Origin of the sequence: Streptomyces sp. NPDC060184 (genome assembly GCF_042728795.1) — a bacterium.
GTDB lineage: Bacteria > Actinomycetota > Actinomycetes > Streptomycetales > Streptomycetaceae > Streptomyces.
This window is the reverse complement of the sequence record NZ_JBHWYX010000001.1, coordinates 41,124-59,653: the sequence shown is the minus strand read 5'-3', so window position 1 is coordinate 59,653 and position 18,530 is coordinate 41,124. Positions and strand designations below refer to the sequence as shown.

General features: G+C 71.5%; 11 protein-coding genes, 1 tRNA gene and 1 pseudogene. 6 read left to right on the top strand and 7 right to left on the bottom strand.

What is annotated here, in order from left to right; translation table 11 throughout:
• Positions 1 to 15 precede the first annotated feature (15 nt).
• A pseudogene (locus tag ACFWEE_RS00245) lies at positions 16 to 1,509 on the bottom strand (MFS transporter).
• 224 nt (positions 1,510 to 1,733) lie between these two features.
• On the opposite strand from ACFWEE_RS00245, the gene ACFWEE_RS00240 reads away from it, so the two are divergent.
• A complete protein-coding gene (locus tag ACFWEE_RS00240; RefSeq protein ID WP_386885043.1) occupies positions 1,734 to 2,372 on the top strand; it encodes a TetR/AcrR family transcriptional regulator in 639 nt (212 codons plus the stop codon).
• Positions 2,373 to 2,469: 97 nt separating this feature from the next.
• Entirely contained in the window at positions 2,470 to 3,273 is an 804-nt protein-coding gene (locus tag ACFWEE_RS00235; protein WP_386885041.1) for a sterol carrier family protein, read from the top strand.
• 105 nt (positions 3,274 to 3,378) lie between these two features.
• On the opposite strand, the gene ACFWEE_RS00230 is transcribed toward ACFWEE_RS00235, so the two are convergent.
• Together ACFWEE_RS00230 and ACFWEE_RS00225 are read right to left on the bottom strand one after the other, a co-directional pair.
• Entirely contained in the window at positions 3,379 to 4,872 is a 1,494-nt protein-coding gene (locus ACFWEE_RS00230) for a sulfatase (protein WP_386885039.1), read from the bottom strand.
• A 440-nt stretch (positions 4,873 to 5,312) separates the two neighbouring features.
• On the bottom strand, positions 5,313 to 5,405 hold the full coding sequence (locus tag ACFWEE_RS00225; protein ID WP_327269069.1) for a putative leader peptide: 93 nt from the start codon (positions 5,403 to 5,405) through the stop codon (positions 5,313 to 5,315).
• 464 nt (positions 5,406 to 5,869) lie between these two features.
• Between ACFWEE_RS00225 and purF the strand changes: the two genes are divergently transcribed.
• Together purF and purM are read left to right on the top strand one after the other, a co-directional pair.
• Positions 5,870 to 7,396, top strand: a complete 1,527-nt coding sequence (purF, locus tag ACFWEE_RS00220; protein ID WP_386885038.1) for an amidophosphoribosyltransferase — start codon at positions 5,870 to 5,872, stop codon at positions 7,394 to 7,396.
• A gap of 57 nt (positions 7,397 to 7,453) precedes the next feature.
• Positions 7,454 to 8,527, top strand: a complete 1,074-nt coding sequence (purM, locus tag ACFWEE_RS00215) for a phosphoribosylformylglycinamidine cyclo-ligase (protein ID WP_386885036.1) — start codon at positions 7,454 to 7,456, stop codon at positions 8,525 to 8,527.
• 249 nt (positions 8,528 to 8,776) lie between these two features.
• Here purM and ACFWEE_RS00210 read toward each other — a convergent pair whose 3' ends face one another.
• Together ACFWEE_RS00210 and ACFWEE_RS00205 are read right to left on the bottom strand one after the other, a co-directional pair.
• The gene (locus ACFWEE_RS00210; RefSeq protein WP_327176660.1) at positions 8,777 to 9,028 is read right to left on the bottom strand and encodes a DUF3073 domain-containing protein; all 252 of its coding nucleotides are present in this window, start codon (positions 9,026 to 9,028) and stop codon (positions 8,777 to 8,779) included.
• Between the two features lie 359 nt (positions 9,029 to 9,387).
• Positions 9,388 to 10,488, bottom strand: coding sequence for a Leu/Phe/Val dehydrogenase (locus ACFWEE_RS00205; RefSeq protein ID WP_386885034.1), 1,101 nt, complete (start codon positions 10,486 to 10,488; stop codon positions 9,388 to 9,390).
• A gap of 173 nt (positions 10,489 to 10,661) precedes the next feature.
• On the opposite strand from ACFWEE_RS00205, the gene ACFWEE_RS00200 reads away from it, so the two are divergent.
• Together ACFWEE_RS00200 and bldC are read left to right on the top strand one after the other, a co-directional pair.
• Positions 10,662 to 11,507, top strand: a complete 846-nt coding sequence (locus tag ACFWEE_RS00200; RefSeq protein ID WP_386885032.1) for a hypothetical protein — start codon at positions 10,662 to 10,664, stop codon at positions 11,505 to 11,507.
• 974 nt (positions 11,508 to 12,481) lie between these two features.
• Positions 12,482 to 12,688 (top strand): developmental transcriptional regulator BldC, encoded by a 207-nt coding sequence (bldC, locus tag ACFWEE_RS00195; RefSeq protein ID WP_003949541.1) that lies wholly within the window; start codon positions 12,482 to 12,484, stop codon positions 12,686 to 12,688.
• A 1,306-nt stretch (positions 12,689 to 13,994) separates the two neighbouring features.
• Here bldC and ACFWEE_RS00190 read toward each other — a convergent pair.
• Positions 13,995 to 14,069 (bottom strand) — tRNA-Asp (locus ACFWEE_RS00190).
• Between the two features lie 135 nt (positions 14,070 to 14,204).
• Entirely contained in the window at positions 14,205 to 18,146 is a 3,942-nt protein-coding gene (gene hrpA, locus ACFWEE_RS00185) for an ATP-dependent RNA helicase HrpA (RefSeq protein ID WP_386885030.1), read from the bottom strand.
• Positions 18,147 to 18,530: the final 384 nt, after the last annotated feature.

Below are 18,530 nucleotides of genomic sequence, written 5' to 3'. Positions count from 1 at the left end.
GCCGTTCCGGGACGGTCAGGCCGTCTCGTGCACGGGGGCGGGGGCCGGCTCCTCCGGGTGCGGGGCGGGGTGCGGCTCCGGAAGCCGTAGGGCGAGGAGTGCGGCGAGGACCATGACCCCGGTGGCCGCCCAGAACACCACGTCGACCGAGGTGGTGAAGGCCTCCACCGCCTGCCGGTGCGCCTCGCCGGTCAGCGTGCCGATGGTGCTCGTCGTCCCGCCCGGGCCGCGCGCCGCGTAGACGCGGCTGAGCACGGTGCCGAGCACGGCCGCGCCCAGCGCGCTGCCGGCGGTCTGGAAGAAGCGGACCCCGGTGGTGGCCACGCCGATCCGGTCGGCCGGGACGCTGTCCTGGACCAGCTGGATCAGCTGGCCGACGAGCTGTCCGAAGCCGATCCCCATGAGCAGCAGCGCGGCCCGCACCGTCCACAGGCCGGTGTCGGGGGAGAGGGTGGCGAGCCAGGCGAGGGCGCCGGCCGCGCAGAGGGTGCCGCCGGTCACGAACCTCTTCTGCGACCAGCCGGACTCGACCAGCCGTCCGCTGAGGAGTCCGACGACGGTCATGCCGGCCGCCATCGGGATCAGGTGCAGTCCGGCGGCGGAGGAGCTGAGGTGGCGTACGACCTGGAGGTAGACCAGGACGTAGACGATCGAGCCCATCATGGCCAGGCCGACGAGGCCCTGGACCGCGAAGCCGTACCGGACCGGGCGGATGCGGAACAGGCCGAGGGGGAGCACCGGTTCGGCGGCGGTGGCCTGGCGCCACAGGAAGAGCCCGAGGGTGGTGACGGCCGTGCCGATGAGGACGACCACGGTGGGGGAGGACCAGGCGTAGTCCTTGCCGCCCCATTCGGTGACGAGCAGCAGGGCGGTGGAGAAGGCCGCGGCCAGGGCCGCGCCGAGGAAGTCGAGGGAGGCGCGGGCAGCCGCCGGGCGGGCGGGCATCCTGATCACGGCGACGGCGGCAACCAGGACGGCGATGCCCACCGGCAGGTTGACGTAGAAGATCCAACGTCAGTCGGCGTGGTCGGCGAGCAGCCCGCCGAGCCAGGGACCCAGCGCCATGCCCGCACCGGCGATCACCCCGCCGACGCCGCTGCTCCTGCTCCCGGACTTGGCGGACGGTCCTCGCAGGGTGTGCAGCAGCACCATCGTGACGCTCATCAGCCCGCCGCCGCCGAGCCCTTGGAGCGCCCGAGCGGCGATGATCGCGCCCATCGACGGGGCGAGTCCGCAGAGCGCGGAGCCGGTGAGGAAGGCGGTGAGGGCCGCGACGAAGACGCGCTTCGGGCCGAACACGTCGGAGAGTCGTCCGTACAGCGGGAGGGCGGCGGTCGCGGCGAGCTGGTAGGCGGCGATCAGCCAGGGGATGCGGTCCACGCCATGGGCGGGGTCGAGGTCGCGGACGATCGGCACGGTCGCCGCCGAGACGATGTTGGTGTCGATCACGGCGAGCAGGATCGTGACGACGCAGAGCGCCAGCCCGATGCGGTGCGCGCGGCGGGTCATCGGCGCGCCAGTGGCCCGGCGGGTCGCGGGCGGGGCTGCGGGCACGGGTCCGTTCGTGGGGTTGTCCACGGGTGCGTTCGCGGGCTCGGGCATGGCGGTGTTCCCCCCTCGGATGCGGTGCGGTGGAGTGCCGCGCCGCGTGGTCGGAGCACCACCATGGAGGTAAAAATGTATCGGGTCAATATTTAGGTCGAGCATAAATTTCATCTTGGTACGGTGTCGCCATGAGCGAGGGCATGAGCCTGCGGGAGCGGAAGAAGCTCCGGACGAGGCACCGTCTGCTGACCGTGGCCACCGATCTCTTCCTCGAACGCGGCTTCGACCAGGTCTCCGTCGCCGAGATCGCCGAAGCCGCCGACGTCTCGAAGATGACGGTCTTCAACTACTTCGGGAGCAAGGAAGACCTGATCTGCGCGCCGCTGGAGGAGCACCTCGACGACGTGCCCCGGGCCGTCCGCGAGCGGGCCCCCGGCGAGTCGGCACTCGCGGCGGTGCGCCGCCAGTTCCTCGAAGCCCTCGACGCCCGCGACGCCTCGGTCGCGCTCTCCTCCGCCCCGGTGGTGCTGGCGGTGCGGCGGCTGATCGAAGAGACACCGTCCCTGCTCAGCCGGGCGCACGCCTACTCGATACGCACCCGGGACCGGCTCGCCGAGGTCCTGGCCGACGAAGGGGAGGACGCGGTCGAGGCCCGGATCGTGGCGGCGCAGCTGATCGCCACCCGCAGCGCACTCGTCCGCGAGATCCGGGTGCGGATTCTCGCCGGTGCCGACGCCGAAGCCCTCGCGCCGGAAGCGGTACGACTGGCCGAGCGGGGCTTCGCGCTGCTGGAGACCGGGCTCGGCGGGTTCGCGACCCGGCGATGAGGCGCGACCCGGCGGTCCCCGGCCCCGGTGCCCGGCGGGCTGCGGAGTGCCGGAGGCCACGGACGGGGACGCCCCTCGGAGCCGTACGCTCGTCGTCATGCCGCCGACGACCCGCAAGCGCGCCCGCCGCTACGACCCCGACCGCACCCGTACCGCCGTGCTGGCCCAGTTCGCCCAGGTCGGGCGGGCGGTCGCGGGGCTGACCGACGAGCAGCTCGCGCTGCCCACCCGGCTCGGCGACTGGACCGTGCGGGAACTGGCCGTCCACCTCACGGAAGCGCTCGCGGTGGTCTCCCGGAACCTGGAGCTGCCGGAGCCGCGCGGTGCCAAGCCGGAACTGGCCCTCGTGCAGTGGCCGTTCTCGACGGCGGCGCGGGCGGACCGGATCGACGAGGACATCCGTGCGCTCGTCGCCGCCCGCCCCGACCCGGCCGCCCTGTACGAGGAGGCCGCGGCCCGCTTCGAGGCGGTGGTGGTCCCGGCCGACCCCGAGCGGCTGCTGCCGACCCGTACCGGCTCGATGCGGTTGGGCGACTACCTGGTCACCCGGACCGTCGAGCTGATCGCGCACACCGACGACCTCAACGCGGCGACCGGCCTGGACATCCCGTACGACCGGCAGGCCCTGGCCGCCGCCACCCGGCTCCTCGCGGACGCCCTCGCCGAACGGGCGCCCGGCGGGTCGGTGGAGGTGCGCGTCCCGCCGTTCGCCGTGGTCCAGTGCCTCGGCGGGCCCCAGCACACCCGCGGTACGCCCCCGAACGTCGTGGAGACCGACCCGCTCACCTGGATCCGGCTGGCCACCGGGCGGGCCGGCTGGGCCGAGGAACGGGACGCGGCGCGGATCTCCGCGAGCGGGGAACGGGCCGATCTCGCGGGGCTGCTGCCGCTCATGGGCTGAGCCGCGGGAACGACCCGCCGACCCGCCGACTGCCGACTGCCGACTGCCGACCGCCGCCCGTCGTCAGGGGCGGGCGGCGGTCGGCGACGTGCGGCGGGACGGGGTTCAGAACGGCGAGGTGCCCGTGCTCGCCGGGTACGGCAGCAGCTCCGCGTTCGTCCGCTCCCAGAACGCCCGCAGCTCCGCCAGCAGCTCCGGCTCCTCGGCAGCCCGGTTCGCCTGCTCGCGCTGGTCCTCGCGCAGGTTGAAGAGCTGGTCCGCGCCGGTCTTGCCCCGGTAGTACTTCCAGTCGCCCCGGCGCACCGCGCGCTCGCCGCGCACCCGCCAGAACAGGTCGCGCTCCGGCACCTCCTCGCCCCGCAGCAGATAGCCGCCGAGGCTGGTGCCGTCCAGCGGGTACGCGGGGGCGGGGCGGGCGCCCGCTATCTCCAGCAGCGTCGCTGTCCAGTCCGGCGAGAACACCGGCAGGTCGCTGACCTGCCCGGCGTCGATCCTGGCGGGCCAGCGCAGCACCGCGGGCACCCGGATGCCGCCCTCCTGGAGCGAGCTCTTGTTGCCGGAGAGCGGCCACTGGTACGAGAAGCGCTCGCCGCCGTTGTCGCTGGCGAAGAAGACCAGGGTGTCCTCCTCCTGGCCCGACTTCCTCAGCGCGTCGAGCACCTTTCCGACCGAGCGGTCGAGGTCCTCGACCATCTCCTTGTACTTCTCGACCGAGCCGCCGTCGTTGTGGAACAGGGCGCCCACGTTGCCCGCCTTGATCTTCCGGACGACCTCCGCGCTCTCCTCGGTGTCGCCGTCCGCGATCCACGGCCAGTGCGGGGTGGTGAAGTTCAGGTTCAGCAGCCACGGCTTGTCGTGGTCGCGCTGGACGTACTCGCTCGCCCGCTCGGTGAGGATGCGCGTGTAGTAGCGGAGGTCCTTGTACTCGGCGTCGCCCTCGTAGAGGTCGTACTCGCCGCCGAGACCGAGCTTGGAGTAGTACTCCAGGGCCCCGCCGAAGTTGCCGAAGAACTCGTCCCAGCCCGACTTGGTGGGGCTGTAGTCCGGCAGGTAACCGCAGTGCCACTTGCCGATCAGCGCGGTGGCGTACCCCGTGGAGCGCAGCAGCGAGGCGAGCGTCGGGTGCGTCGGCTCCAGGCCCACCGACCGGTCCGCGATCGGCTCCGCGAGCCCGCCCGCGGTACGCCCCGGGTAGCGGCCCGTGTACAGGCTGAAGCGGGTCGGCGAGCAGGTGGCGGAGCCCGCGTACGCGTCGGTGAACCGCACGCCCTGGCGGCCGAGGCGGTCGAGGTTCGGCGTCCTTATGTGCGGGGAGCCGTACGAGGACAGGTCGGCCCAGCCGAGGTCGTCGCCGAGGATGAAGAGGATGTTCGGGCGGCGGGCGTGCTTGCCGCGCGCCGCCCGGAACGGCCTCTCCCGGAAGTCGGCCTGTTGCGAAGCGGCGGCCGGGGCGGCGGACGCGGGTCCGGCCGACAGGCCCACGGCCGCGGTGGCGGCACTCACGCCGACGGCGGTGCCGAAGGCGCGGCGGGAGAGCGAACCGGACGGCTCACCGGCCGCGGGGTTCTGGTTCTGGTCGGGGCGAGGGGCGGAAGACATGGCGACTCCGGACACGGGCCCCCGCAGGGCGGCCGGATGCGCACGGGCGCACCCGGCCCGCGCGGGAGCGGGCGGGAAGCAGGGAGGGAAGGGCGGGGCGGAGACCGGACGCCACGGGTGGGCCCGGAAACGGGGTCCACCGCCGAGGAGTACGCGGCCCGTGGCCCGCACACATGGCGCGGGCGCGCACCGGCGCGGGCAGCCACCGGCGGCGCGGTCGGCGGGCCGGTGGGCTCAGGAGCTCAGGAGCTCAGGAGCTCAGGAGCTCAGGAGCTCAGGAGCTCAGGGATTCAAGAGCCGGGCGGTCCGAGGCCGGAGCTCCCGGAAGCCCCCGGGTGCTCCCCGGGAATCAGGAACTCGGGGACACGGGGACGCGGGGGCTCAAGGGAATCAGGACTCGAAGACTCGGGAACTCCGCGGCTCGGGCGCGGCTCGGACGCTCAGGAACAGCGACAGATGGCGCTCGCCAGACGTCCCAGATCGACGTGGCGGCGCTCCACGAGCGTGACCGAGAGATCACCGAGGGGCTGCATGGCCCTGGAGCCTGCCGCCTGGGCGTGTCCGTGTCAACGATCGTCTCGCGGTACGGACAGGCGTACCGCTATCCGGACCCGGAACGCCGTTCGGAGCGCCGGTGCGGTCCCCGGCGCCCGTCTCCCGGCGCGCGCAGTGTGAGGCTCGCCACGGAACGGGCGCTCGCCGGGGGCGTCCGGCCGCCTCCGGGCCCGCCTCACCCAGAGCGACGGACGGGGCCGGCCGCCGACGGGCGGACCGGGACCGTCACCGGCCCGGAGAGGCCGCAGTGCTGGGCTCCGGCCGCCCCGGCGCCCGGGGAGCGCCGCCCGGGATCCGCTGGTGATCACTCCCGGTGATCAACGGGACCCCCCGGAAACGGACTTCCCGCTTCGCGTCCGCGCACGTCCGGGCGGCTCCGGTGGCCGGTGCGGGGCCCGTCCCCAATTCGGACCAGTGGTCGACCTCGCCTACACTCGGTGGCGTGCCTCGTGGTGATGGACGACTCAACCACGACCTGCTCCCCGGCGAGAAGGGCCCCCAGGACGCTTGCGGCGTCTTCGGTGTCTGGGCTCCCGGCGAAGAGGTCGCCAAGCTCACCTATTTCGGACTGTATGCCCTGCAGCACCGTGGACAGGAGTCCGCGGGCATCGCAGTGAGCAACGGGTCCCAGATCCTGGTCTTCAAGGACATGGGACTGGTCTCGCAGGTCTTCGACGAAACGTCTCTGGGGTCGCTCCAGGGCCATATCGCGGTCGGTCATGCCCGCTACTCCACCACCGGTGCCTCGGTGTGGGAGAACGCGCAGCCGACGTTCCGTGCCACCGCGCACGGCTCGATCGCCCTCGGCCACAACGGCAACCTGGTCAACACGGCCCAGCTCGCGGAGATGGTCGCCGACCTGCCGCGCAAGGACGGCCGCGCCACCCAGGTCGCCGCGACCAACGACACCGACCTCGTGACCGCGCTGCTCGCCGGGCAGACCGACGAGGAGGGCACCCCGCTCACGATCGAGGAAGCCGCCGCCAGGGTGCTTCCCCAGGTCCGCGGTGCCTTCTCGCTCGTCTTCATGGACGAACACACCCTCTACGCCGCCCGGGACCCGCAGGGCATCCGCCCGCTCGTCCTCGGCCGCCTGGAGCGCGGCTGGGTCGTCGCGTCGGAGTCCGCCGCCCTCGACATCTGCGGCGCCAGCTACGTCCGCGAGATCGAGCCGGGCGAACTCGTCGCCATCGACCAGAACGGTCTGCGCACCTCCCGCTTCGCGGAAGCGAAGCCCAAGGGCTGCGTCTTCGAGTACGTCTACCTGGCCCGCCCCGACACCGACATCGCCGGGCGGAACGTCTACCTCTCCCGCGTCGAGATGGGCCGGCGCCTCGCCGCCGAGTCCCCCGTCGAGGCGGACCTGGTCATAGCGACACCGGAGTCCGGCACCCCCGCCGCGATCGGTTACGCCGAGGCCAGCGGTATCCCGTTCGGCGCCGGTCTGGTCAAGAACGCCTACGTCGGCCGGACCTTCATCCAGCCCTCGCAGACCATCCGTCAGCTGGGCATCCGTCTGAAGCTGAACCCGCTCAAGGAAGTCATCAAGGGCAAGCGCCTGGTGGTCGTCGACGACTCGATCGTCCGCGGCAACACCCAGCGCGCGCTGGTCCGGATGCTCCGCGAAGCCGGTGCCGCCGAGATCCACATCCGGATCTCGTCCCCGCCGGTCAAGTGGCCCTGCTTCTTCGGCATCGACTTCGCGACCCGCGCCGAGCTCATCGCCAACGGCATGTCCGTCGACGAGATCGCCACGTCGCTGGGTGCCGACTCGCTCTCGTACATCTCGCTCGACGGGATGATCGAGGCGACGACGATCCAGAAGCCCAACCTCTGCCGCGCCTGCTTCGACGGTGAATACCCGATGGAGCTCCCGGACCCGGAGCTGCTCGGCAAGCAGCTGCTGGAGACCGAGCTGGCCGCCGGCCCCGCCGCCACCGCGGCGGCCGACGCGCTGCGTCGTCCGTGATCCGGACCGACCGGCGTTTCTCCCAGCCCCGTATTCCCACACGAAAGATCCCGGGCAATGTCTGAGACAACAGGTGCTTCCTACGCGGCGGCCGGCGTCGACATCGAGGCCGGCGACCGCGCGGTCGAGCTGATGAAGCAGTGGGTGAAGAAGACGAAGCGCCCCGAGACCGAGGGTCTCGGCGGGCTCGGCGGTTTCGCCGGACTCTTCGACGCCTCCGCCCTCAAGCGCTACGAGCGTCCGCTGCTGGCCTCCGCGACCGACGGTGTCGGCACGAAGGTCGACCTGGCGCGGCAGATGGGCGTCTACGACACCATCGGCCACGACCTGGTGGGCATGGTCGTCGACGACCTCGTGGTCTGCGGCGCCGAACCGCTCTTCATGACCGACTACATCTGCGTCGGCAAGGTGCACCCCGAGCGTGTCGCGGCGATCGTGAAGGGCATCGCCGAGGGCTGCGTCCTCGCCGGCTGCTCCCTGGTCGGCGGCGAGACGGCCGAGCACCCCGGGCTCCTCGGCCCGGACGACTTCGACGTCGCCGGCGCGGGTACGGGCGTGGTCGAGGCCGACCGCCTGCTCGGCCCCGAGCGCATCCGCAAGGGTGACGCCGTCATCGCCATGGCCTCGTCCGGTCTTCACTCCAACGGGTACTCGCTCGTGCGCCACGTGGTGTTCGACCGGGCCGGCTGGACCCTGGACCGCCAGGTGGAGGAGTTCGGCCGGACCCTCGGCGAGGAGCTCCTGGAGCCCACCCGGATCTACTCGCTGGACTGTCTCGCCCTGACCCGTACGACCGAGGTGCACGGCTTCAGCCACGTCACCGGCGGCGGTCTGGCGAACAACCTGGCCCGGGTCATTCCCGACGGGCTGCACGCCACCGTGGACCGTTCCACCTGGACCCCGGGCGCGGTGTTCGACCTGGTCGGCAAGGCCGGCAACGTCGAGCGGCTGGAGCTGGAGAAGACGCTGAACATGGGCGTCGGCATGATCGCGATCGTGCCGGCCGACTCCGTGGACGCGGCCCTGACGACGCTGGCCGACCGCGGGGTCGACTCCTGGGTCGCCGGCGAGATCACCGACCGCGGTGACCACGCCACGGGCGCCGAGCTGACCGGCGACTACGCCCGCTGATCACACGCGAAACCGCCGGGACCGGGCGGGGCAGGACGACTCAGGGAGCGTCCGCCCGCCCGCCGGCGGGGTCCGCACGGCGGGGGAGACCGGCGGGAAGCCGGCGGTGCCGTCGCGCCGACCCGGACCGGATCGGCCGTGCGCCGCACCGATCACCACGGTCCGCGAACCCCGCCGTCCGACCGTGACCGGACAGCACAGAACCCGGTCCGGGACAGGCCCGGACCGGGTTGTTGTGTCAGCGCGAGGTCAAGCGCCGCGGCGCTGGGACGAGGGACCGGACTCGTCGTCCTCGTCCTCGTCGTCGTTGTAAAGATCCGCGTACTGTGCGTACGGGTCATCGTCCTCGTCGTCGTCCTCGAACGGCTCGGCGTTCGGTGGCTGACTCGAAGGTGATGCGCCCAGCTCATTGGCCAGACGTGTGAGGTCGGTTCCGCCGCTGCTGTACTTCAGCTGGCGGGCGACCTTTGTCTGCTTGGCCTTTGCCCGGCCGCGCCCCATGGCTCGACCCCCTCGGTGACGGGGCTCGACGGCCCCAGAGTCTTGACACGCGTTCATGTTTCGGGACGGCCTCTCGGATGAGAGTCCGTGCCCGTAGAGCTTCAACGGTACCTGCTTCCGTGGCCATACGGTACGCCGCCCGCGTCTTGCGCCCCGGTGCAGGACCAATGAGGAGCTCCGTCCTCGCTGGTCAACTGCGATTTTAACCTCTTCTTGGCGTACGACCCGCCGACCGGCGTGAGTCTTGTCTCGCGGCTTCCGCGTGCCCTCCCACCGGCCGGAACCGTCCCGGAGGGCGGGACTCCGGAACGGTTCCTTCCGCTCCTGGACGGTTCAGGCCGACGGGAGGGCCACCCCTGTCAGACGCGCGGGGAGCGGGCGGCCCCGGCCATCCGGCGCTCGGCGATCCGGTCCGCGGCGGCGGCCGGCGGAACCCCATCCGCCTTCGCGAGTGCGAACAACTCCAGGGTGGTGTCGAAGATCCTCGCCGTCTTCGCCCTGGCCCGCTCGAAGTCGAAGCCGTGCAGCTCCTCGGCGACCTGGATCACCCCGCCGGCGTTCACCACGTAGTCCGGGGCGTAGAGGATCGCGCGGTCCGCGAGGTCCTTCTCCACCCCCGGGTGCGCGAGCTGGTTGTTGGCCGCTCCGCACACCACCTTCGCGGTGAGTACCGGCACCGTGGTGTCGTCCAGCGCGCCGCCGAGCGCGCACGGGGCGTAGATGTCGAGTCCCTCGGTGCGGATCAGCGCCTCGGTGTCCGCCGCGACCGCGACCTCGGGGTGGGCGTCGGTGATCCGGCGCACCGACTCCTCGCGCACGTCCGTGACGACGACCTCGGCCCCGTCCTCCAGCAGGTGCCGGACCAGGTGCCGGCCGACCTTGCCGACGCCCGCGACGCCGACCTTCCGGCCGCGCAGGGTCGGGTCCCCCCACAGGTGCTGGGCGGAGGCCCGCATCCCCTGGAAGACACCGAACGCGGTGAGCACCGACGAGTCCCCGGCGCCGCCGTTCTCGGGGGAGCGGCCGGTGGTCCAGCGGCACGCGCGGGCGACGACGTCCATGTCCTCGACGTACGTGCCGACGTCGCACGCCGTGACGTACCGTCCGCCCAGCGAGGCCACGAAGCGGCCGTAGGCGAGCAGGAGTTCCTCGGTCTTCACGAGGTCCGGGTCGCCGATGACGACGGCCTTGCCGCCGCCGTGGTCCAGCCCGGCCATGGCGTTCTTGTACGACATCCCGCGCGCGAGGTTCAGCGCGTCGGCGACGGCCTCCGCCTCGGTCGCGTACGGGTGGAAGCGGGTGCCGCCGAGGGCGGGGCCCAGGGCGGTGGAGTGGAGGGCGATGACGGCCTTGAGGCCGCTGGCCCGGTCCTGGCAGACGACGAGCTGCTCGTGCCCGCCCTGGTCCGAGTGGAACAGGGTGCGCAGCACGTCGACGGGTGCGCCGGTCACATCGGTCACGGTGGTGACTCCCAAGTACGAAGCGGCGGAAGGGGACTTCTGCGGGTGGGAAGGCCCCGGCGGGCCGGCGGACCGGCCCGTCCGGTTCAGAGCGTAGGCGCTGCTCCCGCGCGGATCGCCTCTCTGCCGGGGATCACCCCCTGAGGGAGTACGGGCGTGACACGATCAGCTTCATGCCGGTGGTGTCTTCAGTGCTCGTCCCTTACACGTCCTATCTGCGGGTGTACGAGCCCCTGGCCGCCTTCCCGGAGGCCGAGCGCGCGCACTGGACGCGTTACGCGCAACGGACCGAGTTCCCCACGGCACAGGACGAACTCCGCCGCTCGCTGGCGGACTTGGTGCCCACGCCCCCGGTCGGGGTGAGCCCTCACGAGAGCGCGGACGCCTTCGTCGCGGAGATCGACGGGGTGGTCTGCGTCTGTCCGTGGCGGACCCGGCTGCGCGGATGGCTGGCCCTGGAGGAGCTCGGGGGGCTATTTCCGGCCAATGTGCTGGACGCGGTGCTGCCTCCGGTGGTCCGGGATCAGCAGACCGCCGACCACGAGCGGTGGCAGCGCAGGAACCCCGACGCGCGGCCCTGGATCAGGACGGCCGTGTGGCACGTACCGGTCCGCTGGTTCGTGCTCTTCACCGACGAGGAGCGGGAGTACGGGGCGCCGGACGGCGCGATCGGACCGGCCTCGCTGCGGTACCGGACGCCCATGGTGCAGGCGCGGCGCAGGCTGGCGCGCGGGTTGCGGACCCTGCGCGAGACGGTGGACGACGGCCCGTTGGCGGACGGGCTGATCGACGTGGGCCGCTGGCTGGAGGAGTTCCACCCCCGCTCCCTGGTCGAACTGGACTACGGGGGACTGGTGCACGCGGTGCCGGCGGCCCGGCTCGCCGGGGACCGGTCGGCGGCGGACGTGGCCGAGGGCCTGGCGGCGCTGCGCGCGGGCGACAACGACCGCGCCGCGGAGGCCTACGGGCGGCTGGCGGAGCGCTGGCGGGCGGTGCGGGACCTCCGGTCCGCCAACTAAGGGTTGTCCCGCAATTCGTCGCGCACCCACCAGGAATTGCGGGACAACCCGTAGGTGGTGTCCGGGGGTGGCGGGTTGCCGCCGCTCGGAGTGGTCCGGGTGCGGCGGCTTCGTGAAGTGAACGGAGAAGGGGCTGTCCGGCGTCAACATGTGTCGGCGCACCGCACCACCAATGGATGCGAATCGGACCACGGTGGCATGAAAGGTCCGAACCGGGGCAACCTCATGCCGAGGCGGTCGCAAGCAGGCCAATCGGATGGAATCGTCCCCAAGGCGCTCCAACCGCCTCCTTCGCCAGGAAGGCCGACCCGGACGGGCGGCCGTGACCGGGAGGGGAGTTGAGGAAGCCGATGATCGCCGAGGAGATGTGCGAGCACGCACGCGAACCCACGGGGCGGGTCGAGAGGTGCCGGACCGGGACGTGATCCGGTGCGGGCCGGGTGGGCTCAGGAGCCCTGCTGACGGCCCGTGGGATGCGTCTGCTGTGACGTGTGGGGCCACTGGGGTGGGAGGCTACGTCCTCCGGCCTAGGTCTTACGTCCTGAACCGGTCCAATGGTCGCAAGCGTGACGGACGGCACTAAGGGCGCCCTTGCGTCCATCCCTACCCCTCGTGCCAAAATAGGACAAGGAGTCCGGGGAGGACTCTGTCCGTCCAACTATGGGCGGATTGCTCTGCATTGCACGCTATGGGGGGTCTAGTGACTCCTGATCGCTCTGTGACTGATCGTTACTGACGCGTGACTGTCCGCTATGGCATGGTCCATCGGCTTCCGTCGCTGATGAACACCTGGGAGGGCAATTCCATCGGTTTGGCCGACGTGGCTGGACGGATGGTGTAGTTGTAGTGCCGAGGACAAGCCGTTCGTCCTATAACCGACTCGGCCCCCGTCCGCCATTACGGGCAACGTGGGCCAAGGTGCAGAATTTAGAGGAAAGAACCGAGATGGTTCGGTTCTCCCGAGGAGGCCGCTCATGACCGCTCGCACCCCTGATGCCGAGCCGCTGCTGACCCCGGCTGAGGTTGCCACGATGTTCCGCGTGGACCCGAAGACGGTCACCCGTTGGGCCAAGGCTGGCAAGCTCACGTCCATCCGCACGCTCGGTGGACATCGCCGATACCGCGAGGCAGAGGTCCGCGCACTGCTTGCGGGTATTCCGCAGCAGCGCAGCGAGGCCTGAGAAACCCCTGTCGCCGCATCACGACCGGGCAGCTGACGGCCCCCCAACCGCAGCCGCTCACCCATAGCTCCATACGACGGGCGCCCGCCCCAACGGGCGCCATACCTGTGCGATGCGGGTACGTCGTGAAGATCGCGCTGGACTCCGCCGGGTCCAGCGCGATCTTTTTTTGTGCCCGAACGCCCTGGTGGCGTAGGCGGGAGGCATGTGCGGCCGTCATGGCCGACCGGGGTGTGCACCCGGAACGTGCGGCCGGCGCGGGCCTTGGTCCCTGCTCCGTGGGGGGCCGGGCGCCTCGTCGGGGCGCTTTCCGGGTGCTTTCCGGCCCCTTTCCCGGAGTCTCCGTACAGCCTGCCACGGGACTCCTCCGACCGGTGCGGGTGGGGGGTGTGGGCAGGTGTGGGGTTCTCTGTGCGACCCGGTGAAGGAGTCTGTCCGGAGGCGGGGGAGCTACCCGTACGGGTCGGGAGAAACCGGAGGGATGGATTCCAATGGAGGGCCCGAGGGGGGTGCAATTGCACATATTAAATTCGGCCGTTGTATGGGGAGGGTAAAGCCACCCTGTCCAAAAACTGGTCTGGTGACTCCCGTCACACCCCCTGCCGCTTGCCAACGTCCAGCCTGCCACTACGGGAAGCCGGGGAACTTCGCCGATGGTCACGGGCCGTGGGGACTTTCGTCCTTGGCCGGGGTGGCCTCCGCGCCCTCTCCCGGGGGCCCGGAGGGCATCCCGGCGGCCTCCGTGTGGGCGCCCCGGTGCGCGCCGGGTGCCCGTGCGGCCCCGAAGAGGGTGCTCTCGTGGGCCAGGCGCGGCCCCCGGGAGGCCGGTGCGGGGCCCGTCGGGAGGCGCTCCGGGCCGCTCGGGGCCGGTCCGGGCGGCTCTCCGGAGCCCCGTGGCGCCCGGGGCGCTCTGCGGGGCCCAGGAAGCCCCGGAGTGCCCGTCAGGTGTCCGCCGGGGCACTGGCGGGGCGCGTGCGGGGGACCCGCGGGTGACCCCGGTCGGCGGCGACCGGCGGGGCCGACCGCGGGGGCCCGCCGCGGGGGCCGTCGGACGCCCGGACCGCGGCGGGGCGGCCCCGCCCGGTGGAGGGAGCGGCGGTCGAGGGGGACGGTGACGAGGGCGACGGCCGCGAAGGGAACGGCATGCCCCGTTCGTTCCGGACCCGTTAGTTCCGTGCCCGCAACGCCACGGAAACCGGCCCGCGCGACCCGGGAGCCTCCGGCCGCCCCGGCCGTGGCACCTCGGCCGTGGCACCCCGGAACGCGCGAAAGCCCGGATCGGGATGATCCGGGCTTTCGACTGCTGCGGTCCTGACGGGATTTGAACCCGCGGCCTCCACCTTGACAGGGTGGCGAGCACTCCAAACTGCTCCACAGGACCTTGCTGTTGTTCTTCGCTTCCGTACTCTCGTCCGGCTGCGAAACAGGACTGTACAGGAGGTTGGCGGGCCAGGTCGAATTCACTCGGGGTGACGGCCCGCTCACGCCCTCGCGGGGGTGTGAGCAGGCCGTTCTCCTACGGTGCGGCGGCGTCGATCGCCTTCACGATCCGCTTGTCCGACACCGGGAAAGCCGTCCCCAGCGCGTGCGCGAAGTAGCTCACCCGCAGCTCCTCGATCATCCAGCGGATGTCCAGGACCTCCTGCGGCACCGGCCGTCCCTGCGGCAGCTGCTCCAGCAGCCAGGCGTACTCGTCCTGCATCTCGTGGACCTTCTCCATGCGCGTGGTGTCGCGCTGGACGGAGGTCGGCATCTGCTGGAGCCGGCGGTCCGCCGCGACGAGGTAGCGCATCAGGTCCGGCAGCCTGCGCAGCCCGGTCGCGGTGACGAACCCGGCCGGTACGAGGCGCGCCAGCTGCTCCCGCACGTCGGCCACGTTGTTCACCAGCGTCAGGCTGTTGGTGGCCTTCAGACGGCGCTCGCAGGCCTGCCAGGCGGCCAGGATCTGCTGGACCTGGCCGACCGTGCGGACCGTGAGGTCCACCAGGTCGGCGCGGACCTTGTCGTACAGGGCCGTGAAGGCCGCCTCGTCCCAGACGGGGCCGCCGTGGGCGGCGATCAGGCGGTCGGCGGCGGCGGTCGCGCAGTCGTCGAAGAGCGCCTGCACGGAGCCGTGCGGATTGCGCGAAAGAGCCAGCTTCTGCTGGTTGGTGAGCTTGTCCGAGGCGAACTTCGCCGGGTTCACCGGGATGTTCAGCAGAATCAGCTTCCGGGTGCCGCGCCACATCGCCTGCTGCTGCTCGGCCTCGGTGTCGAAGAGCCGGACGGCCACCGTCTCGCCCTGGTCCACCAGCGCCGGGTACGCCTTGACCGGCTGCCCGGCCCGCCGGGTCTCGAAGACGCGCTCCAGCGTGCCGATGGACCAGCCGGTGAGCCCCGAACGCTCGATGGAGACGCCCGAGGGCCCGGCGGTGGCCGCGGCGGCCTTGGAGAGGGCCTGGCGGGCCTTCGGGCGCAGCCGGAGCTTGAGCGCCTCCAGGTCCTTGTCCTCGGCGACCTTGCGTCGCCGCTCGTCGACGATCCGGAACGTGATCTTCAGGTGTTCCGGTACGCGCCCCAGGTCGAAGTCGTCCGCGGCGACCGGCACCCCGACCATCCGCTGGAGCTCGCGCGCGAGCGTGGCGGGCAGCGGCTCCTGGAGCGGGACCGCCCGGTCCAGGAACCGGTCCGCGTAGTTCGGGGCCGGTACGTAGTGGCGGCGGATCGGCTTGGGCAGCGAGCGGATCAGTTCGGTGACGACCTCCTCGCGCAGGCCCGGGATCTGCCAGTCGAAGCCCTCGGAGGTGACCTGGTTGAGCACCTGGAGCGGGATGTGGACGGTCACGCCGTCCGCGTCCGCGCCGGGCTCGAACTGGTACGTCACCTTGAACTTGAGCTTCCCCTGCCGCCAGGAGTCCGGGTAGTCGTCCTTGGTGACGGCCCCGGCCTTCTCGTTGATGAGCATGGAGCGCTCGAAGTCCAGCGCGTCCGGCTCGTCCCGGCGCTTGTGCTTCCACCACGAGTCGAAGTGGGCGCCCGAGACGATGTGCTCGGGGATGCGCTGGTCGTAGAAGTCGAAGAGCGTCTCGTCGTCCACGAGGATGTCGCGGCGCCGGGCGCGGTGCTCCAACTCCTCTACCTCGCCCAGGAGTTTGCGGTTGTCGTGGAAGAACTGGTGGTGCGTCCGCCAGTCCCCCTCGACGAGCGCGTTCCGGATGAAGAGGTCCCGGGACGCCTCCTGGTCGATTCGGCCGAAATTGATCTTGCGCTGGGCGATGATCGGCACTCCGTAGAGCGTGACCCGCTCGTACGCCATCACCGCCGCCTGGTCCTTCTCCCAGTGCGGCTCGCTGTAGGTGCGCTTCAGCAGGTGCTGGGCGACCGGCTCGATCCACTCCGGCTCGACCTTCGCGTTGACCCGCGCCCAGAGCCGGGAGGTCTCCACCAGCTCGGCCGACATCACGAACCGGGGCTGCTTCTTGAAGAGCGACGAGCCCGGGAAGATCGCGAACTTGGCGCTGCGCGCGCCCAGGTACTCGTTCTTCTCGGTGTCCTTGAGGCCGATGTGCGAGAGCAGACCGGCCAGCAGCGAGGTGTGCACCGCCTGCTCGGGGATGCCCGCGTCCGCGGCGGGCTCCTCGACCTTGATGTCCATCTGCCGGGCGACCGTGCGCAGCTGGGAGTAGATGTCCTGCCACTCGCGGATGCGCAGGAAGTTCAGGTACTCCTGCTTGCACATCCGGCGGAAGCTGGAGGAACCGCGCTCCCTCTGCTGATCGCGGACGTACTCCCAGAGCTTCAGGTACGCCAGGAAGTCCGAGGTCTCGTCCTTGAACCGGGCGTGCTGCTGGTCGGCCTGCGTCTGCTTGTCCGAAGGCCGCTCGCGCGGGTCCTGGATGGAGAGCGCGGCGGCGATGACCATGACCTCGCGGGCGCAGCCGTTGCGGTCGGCCTCGATGACCATGCGGGCGAGGCGCGGGTCCACCGGGAGCTGCGAGAGCTTGCGGCCGAGCGGGGTCAGCCGCTTGCGCGCGTCCTTCTCCGCCGGATCCAGCGCGCCCAGCTCCTGGAGCAGCTGCACGCCGTCGCGGATGTTGCGGTGGTCCGGCGGGTCGATGAAGGGGAACTTCTCGATGTCGCCGAGCCCGGCCGCGGTCATCTGCAGGATGACGGAGGCGAGGTTGGTCCGCAGGATCTCGGCGTCGGTGAACTCCGGCCGGGTGAGGAAGTCGTCCTCGGAGTACAGCCGGACGCAGATGCCGTCCGAGGTACGGCCGCAGCGGCCCTTGCGCTGGTTGGCGCTGGCCTGCGAGATCGCCTCGATCGGCAGCCGCTGCACCTTGGTGCGGTGGCTGTAGCGGGAGATGCGGGCGGTGCCCGGGTCGATCACGTACTTGATGCCGGGGACGGTCAGCGAGGTCTCGGCGACGTTGGTCGCCAGCACGATGCGGCGGCTGATGCCGCTGGGGGTCCGCTGGAACACCCGGTGCTGCTCGGCGTGGGAGAGGCGCGCGTAGAGCGGAAGCACCTCGGTGTGGCGGAGGTTGCGTTTGCCGAGGGCGTCGGCGGTGTCGCGGATCTCGCGCTCGCCGGAGAGGAAGACGAGGATGTCGCCGGGCCCGGCGGACTGGAGCTCGTCCACCGCCTCGCAGATCGCGGTGATCTGGTCGCGGTCGGCGTCCTCGCCGCCCTCTTCGAGGAGCGGGCGGTAGCGGACCTCCACCGGATAGGTGCGCCCGCTGACCTCGACGATCGGCGCGTCCCCGAAGTGCCGGGCGAACCGCTCCGGGTCGATCGTCGCCGAGGTGATGACGACCTTCAGGTCCGGGCGCTTCGGCAGCAGCCGGGCCAGGTAGCCGAGGAGGAAGTCGATGTTGAGCGACCGCTCGTGCGCCTCGTCGATGATGATCGTGTCGTAGGCGAGCAGCTCGCGGTCCGTCTGGATCTCGGCCAGCAGGATGCCGTCCGTCATCAGCTTCACGAAGGTCGACTCGGGGTTCACCTGGTCGGTGAAGCGGACCTTCCAGCCGACGGTCTCGCCGAGCGGGGTGTCCAGCTCCTCCGCGACGCGCTCCGCGACCGTGCGGGCCGCGATCCGGCGGGGCTGGGTGTGCCCGATCATGCCGCGCACCCCGCGCCCCAGCTCCATGCAGATCTTCGGGATCTGGGTGGTCTTGCCGGAGCCGGTCTCGCCCGCGACGATCACGACCTGGTGGTCGCGTATCGCCTCCAGGATCACGTCCTTCTTCTGGCTGACCGGAAGCTGGTCCGGGTACGACACGGTGGGCAGCCGGGAGGCGCGCGCGGCGAGCCGGTCGGCGGCCTTGCCCGCTTCGGCCGCGATCTCGTCCACGACGGACTGACGGGCCTCGGGCTTGCGGATGCGGCGCGCTCCTTCGAGACGCCGGCCGAGCCGGTGCGCGTCACGGAGCGAGAGCTGTCCGAGCTGGGACTGGAGATCAGCGAAGGAAGTAGACATACGGATCCCAGGATCTCACCCGCGCCCGAAGAGTGGCGAACCGATTTCGCGCGTGCCACGCCCCGGGTACGGGGCGGCGTGGCGGATGCCCGGCACGGCGCCCCGCCGCGTTGTGCGGGCCGCCCGAGTACGTCCCGTACGCGGGCGGCCCTCCGCCTTGCGATGCACCGCACCAGACACCGCCCGCCGATCCGACGGGAAGGGGCGGGCACGGCCTAGCATTTCCGGCAGTCGACCGCCGAGACCGTCCGGGAAGGGGCCCTCGCCTTGTCCCGTACGACGCGCCCGGCGCTCCGGACCGCGCTCCCGGCCCCGCTCCTGACCGCTTCTCGCGGGTACGGCTCCGGCGGGCGAATAGCCGCCGTCGGCCGCGCGCCCGGCCGG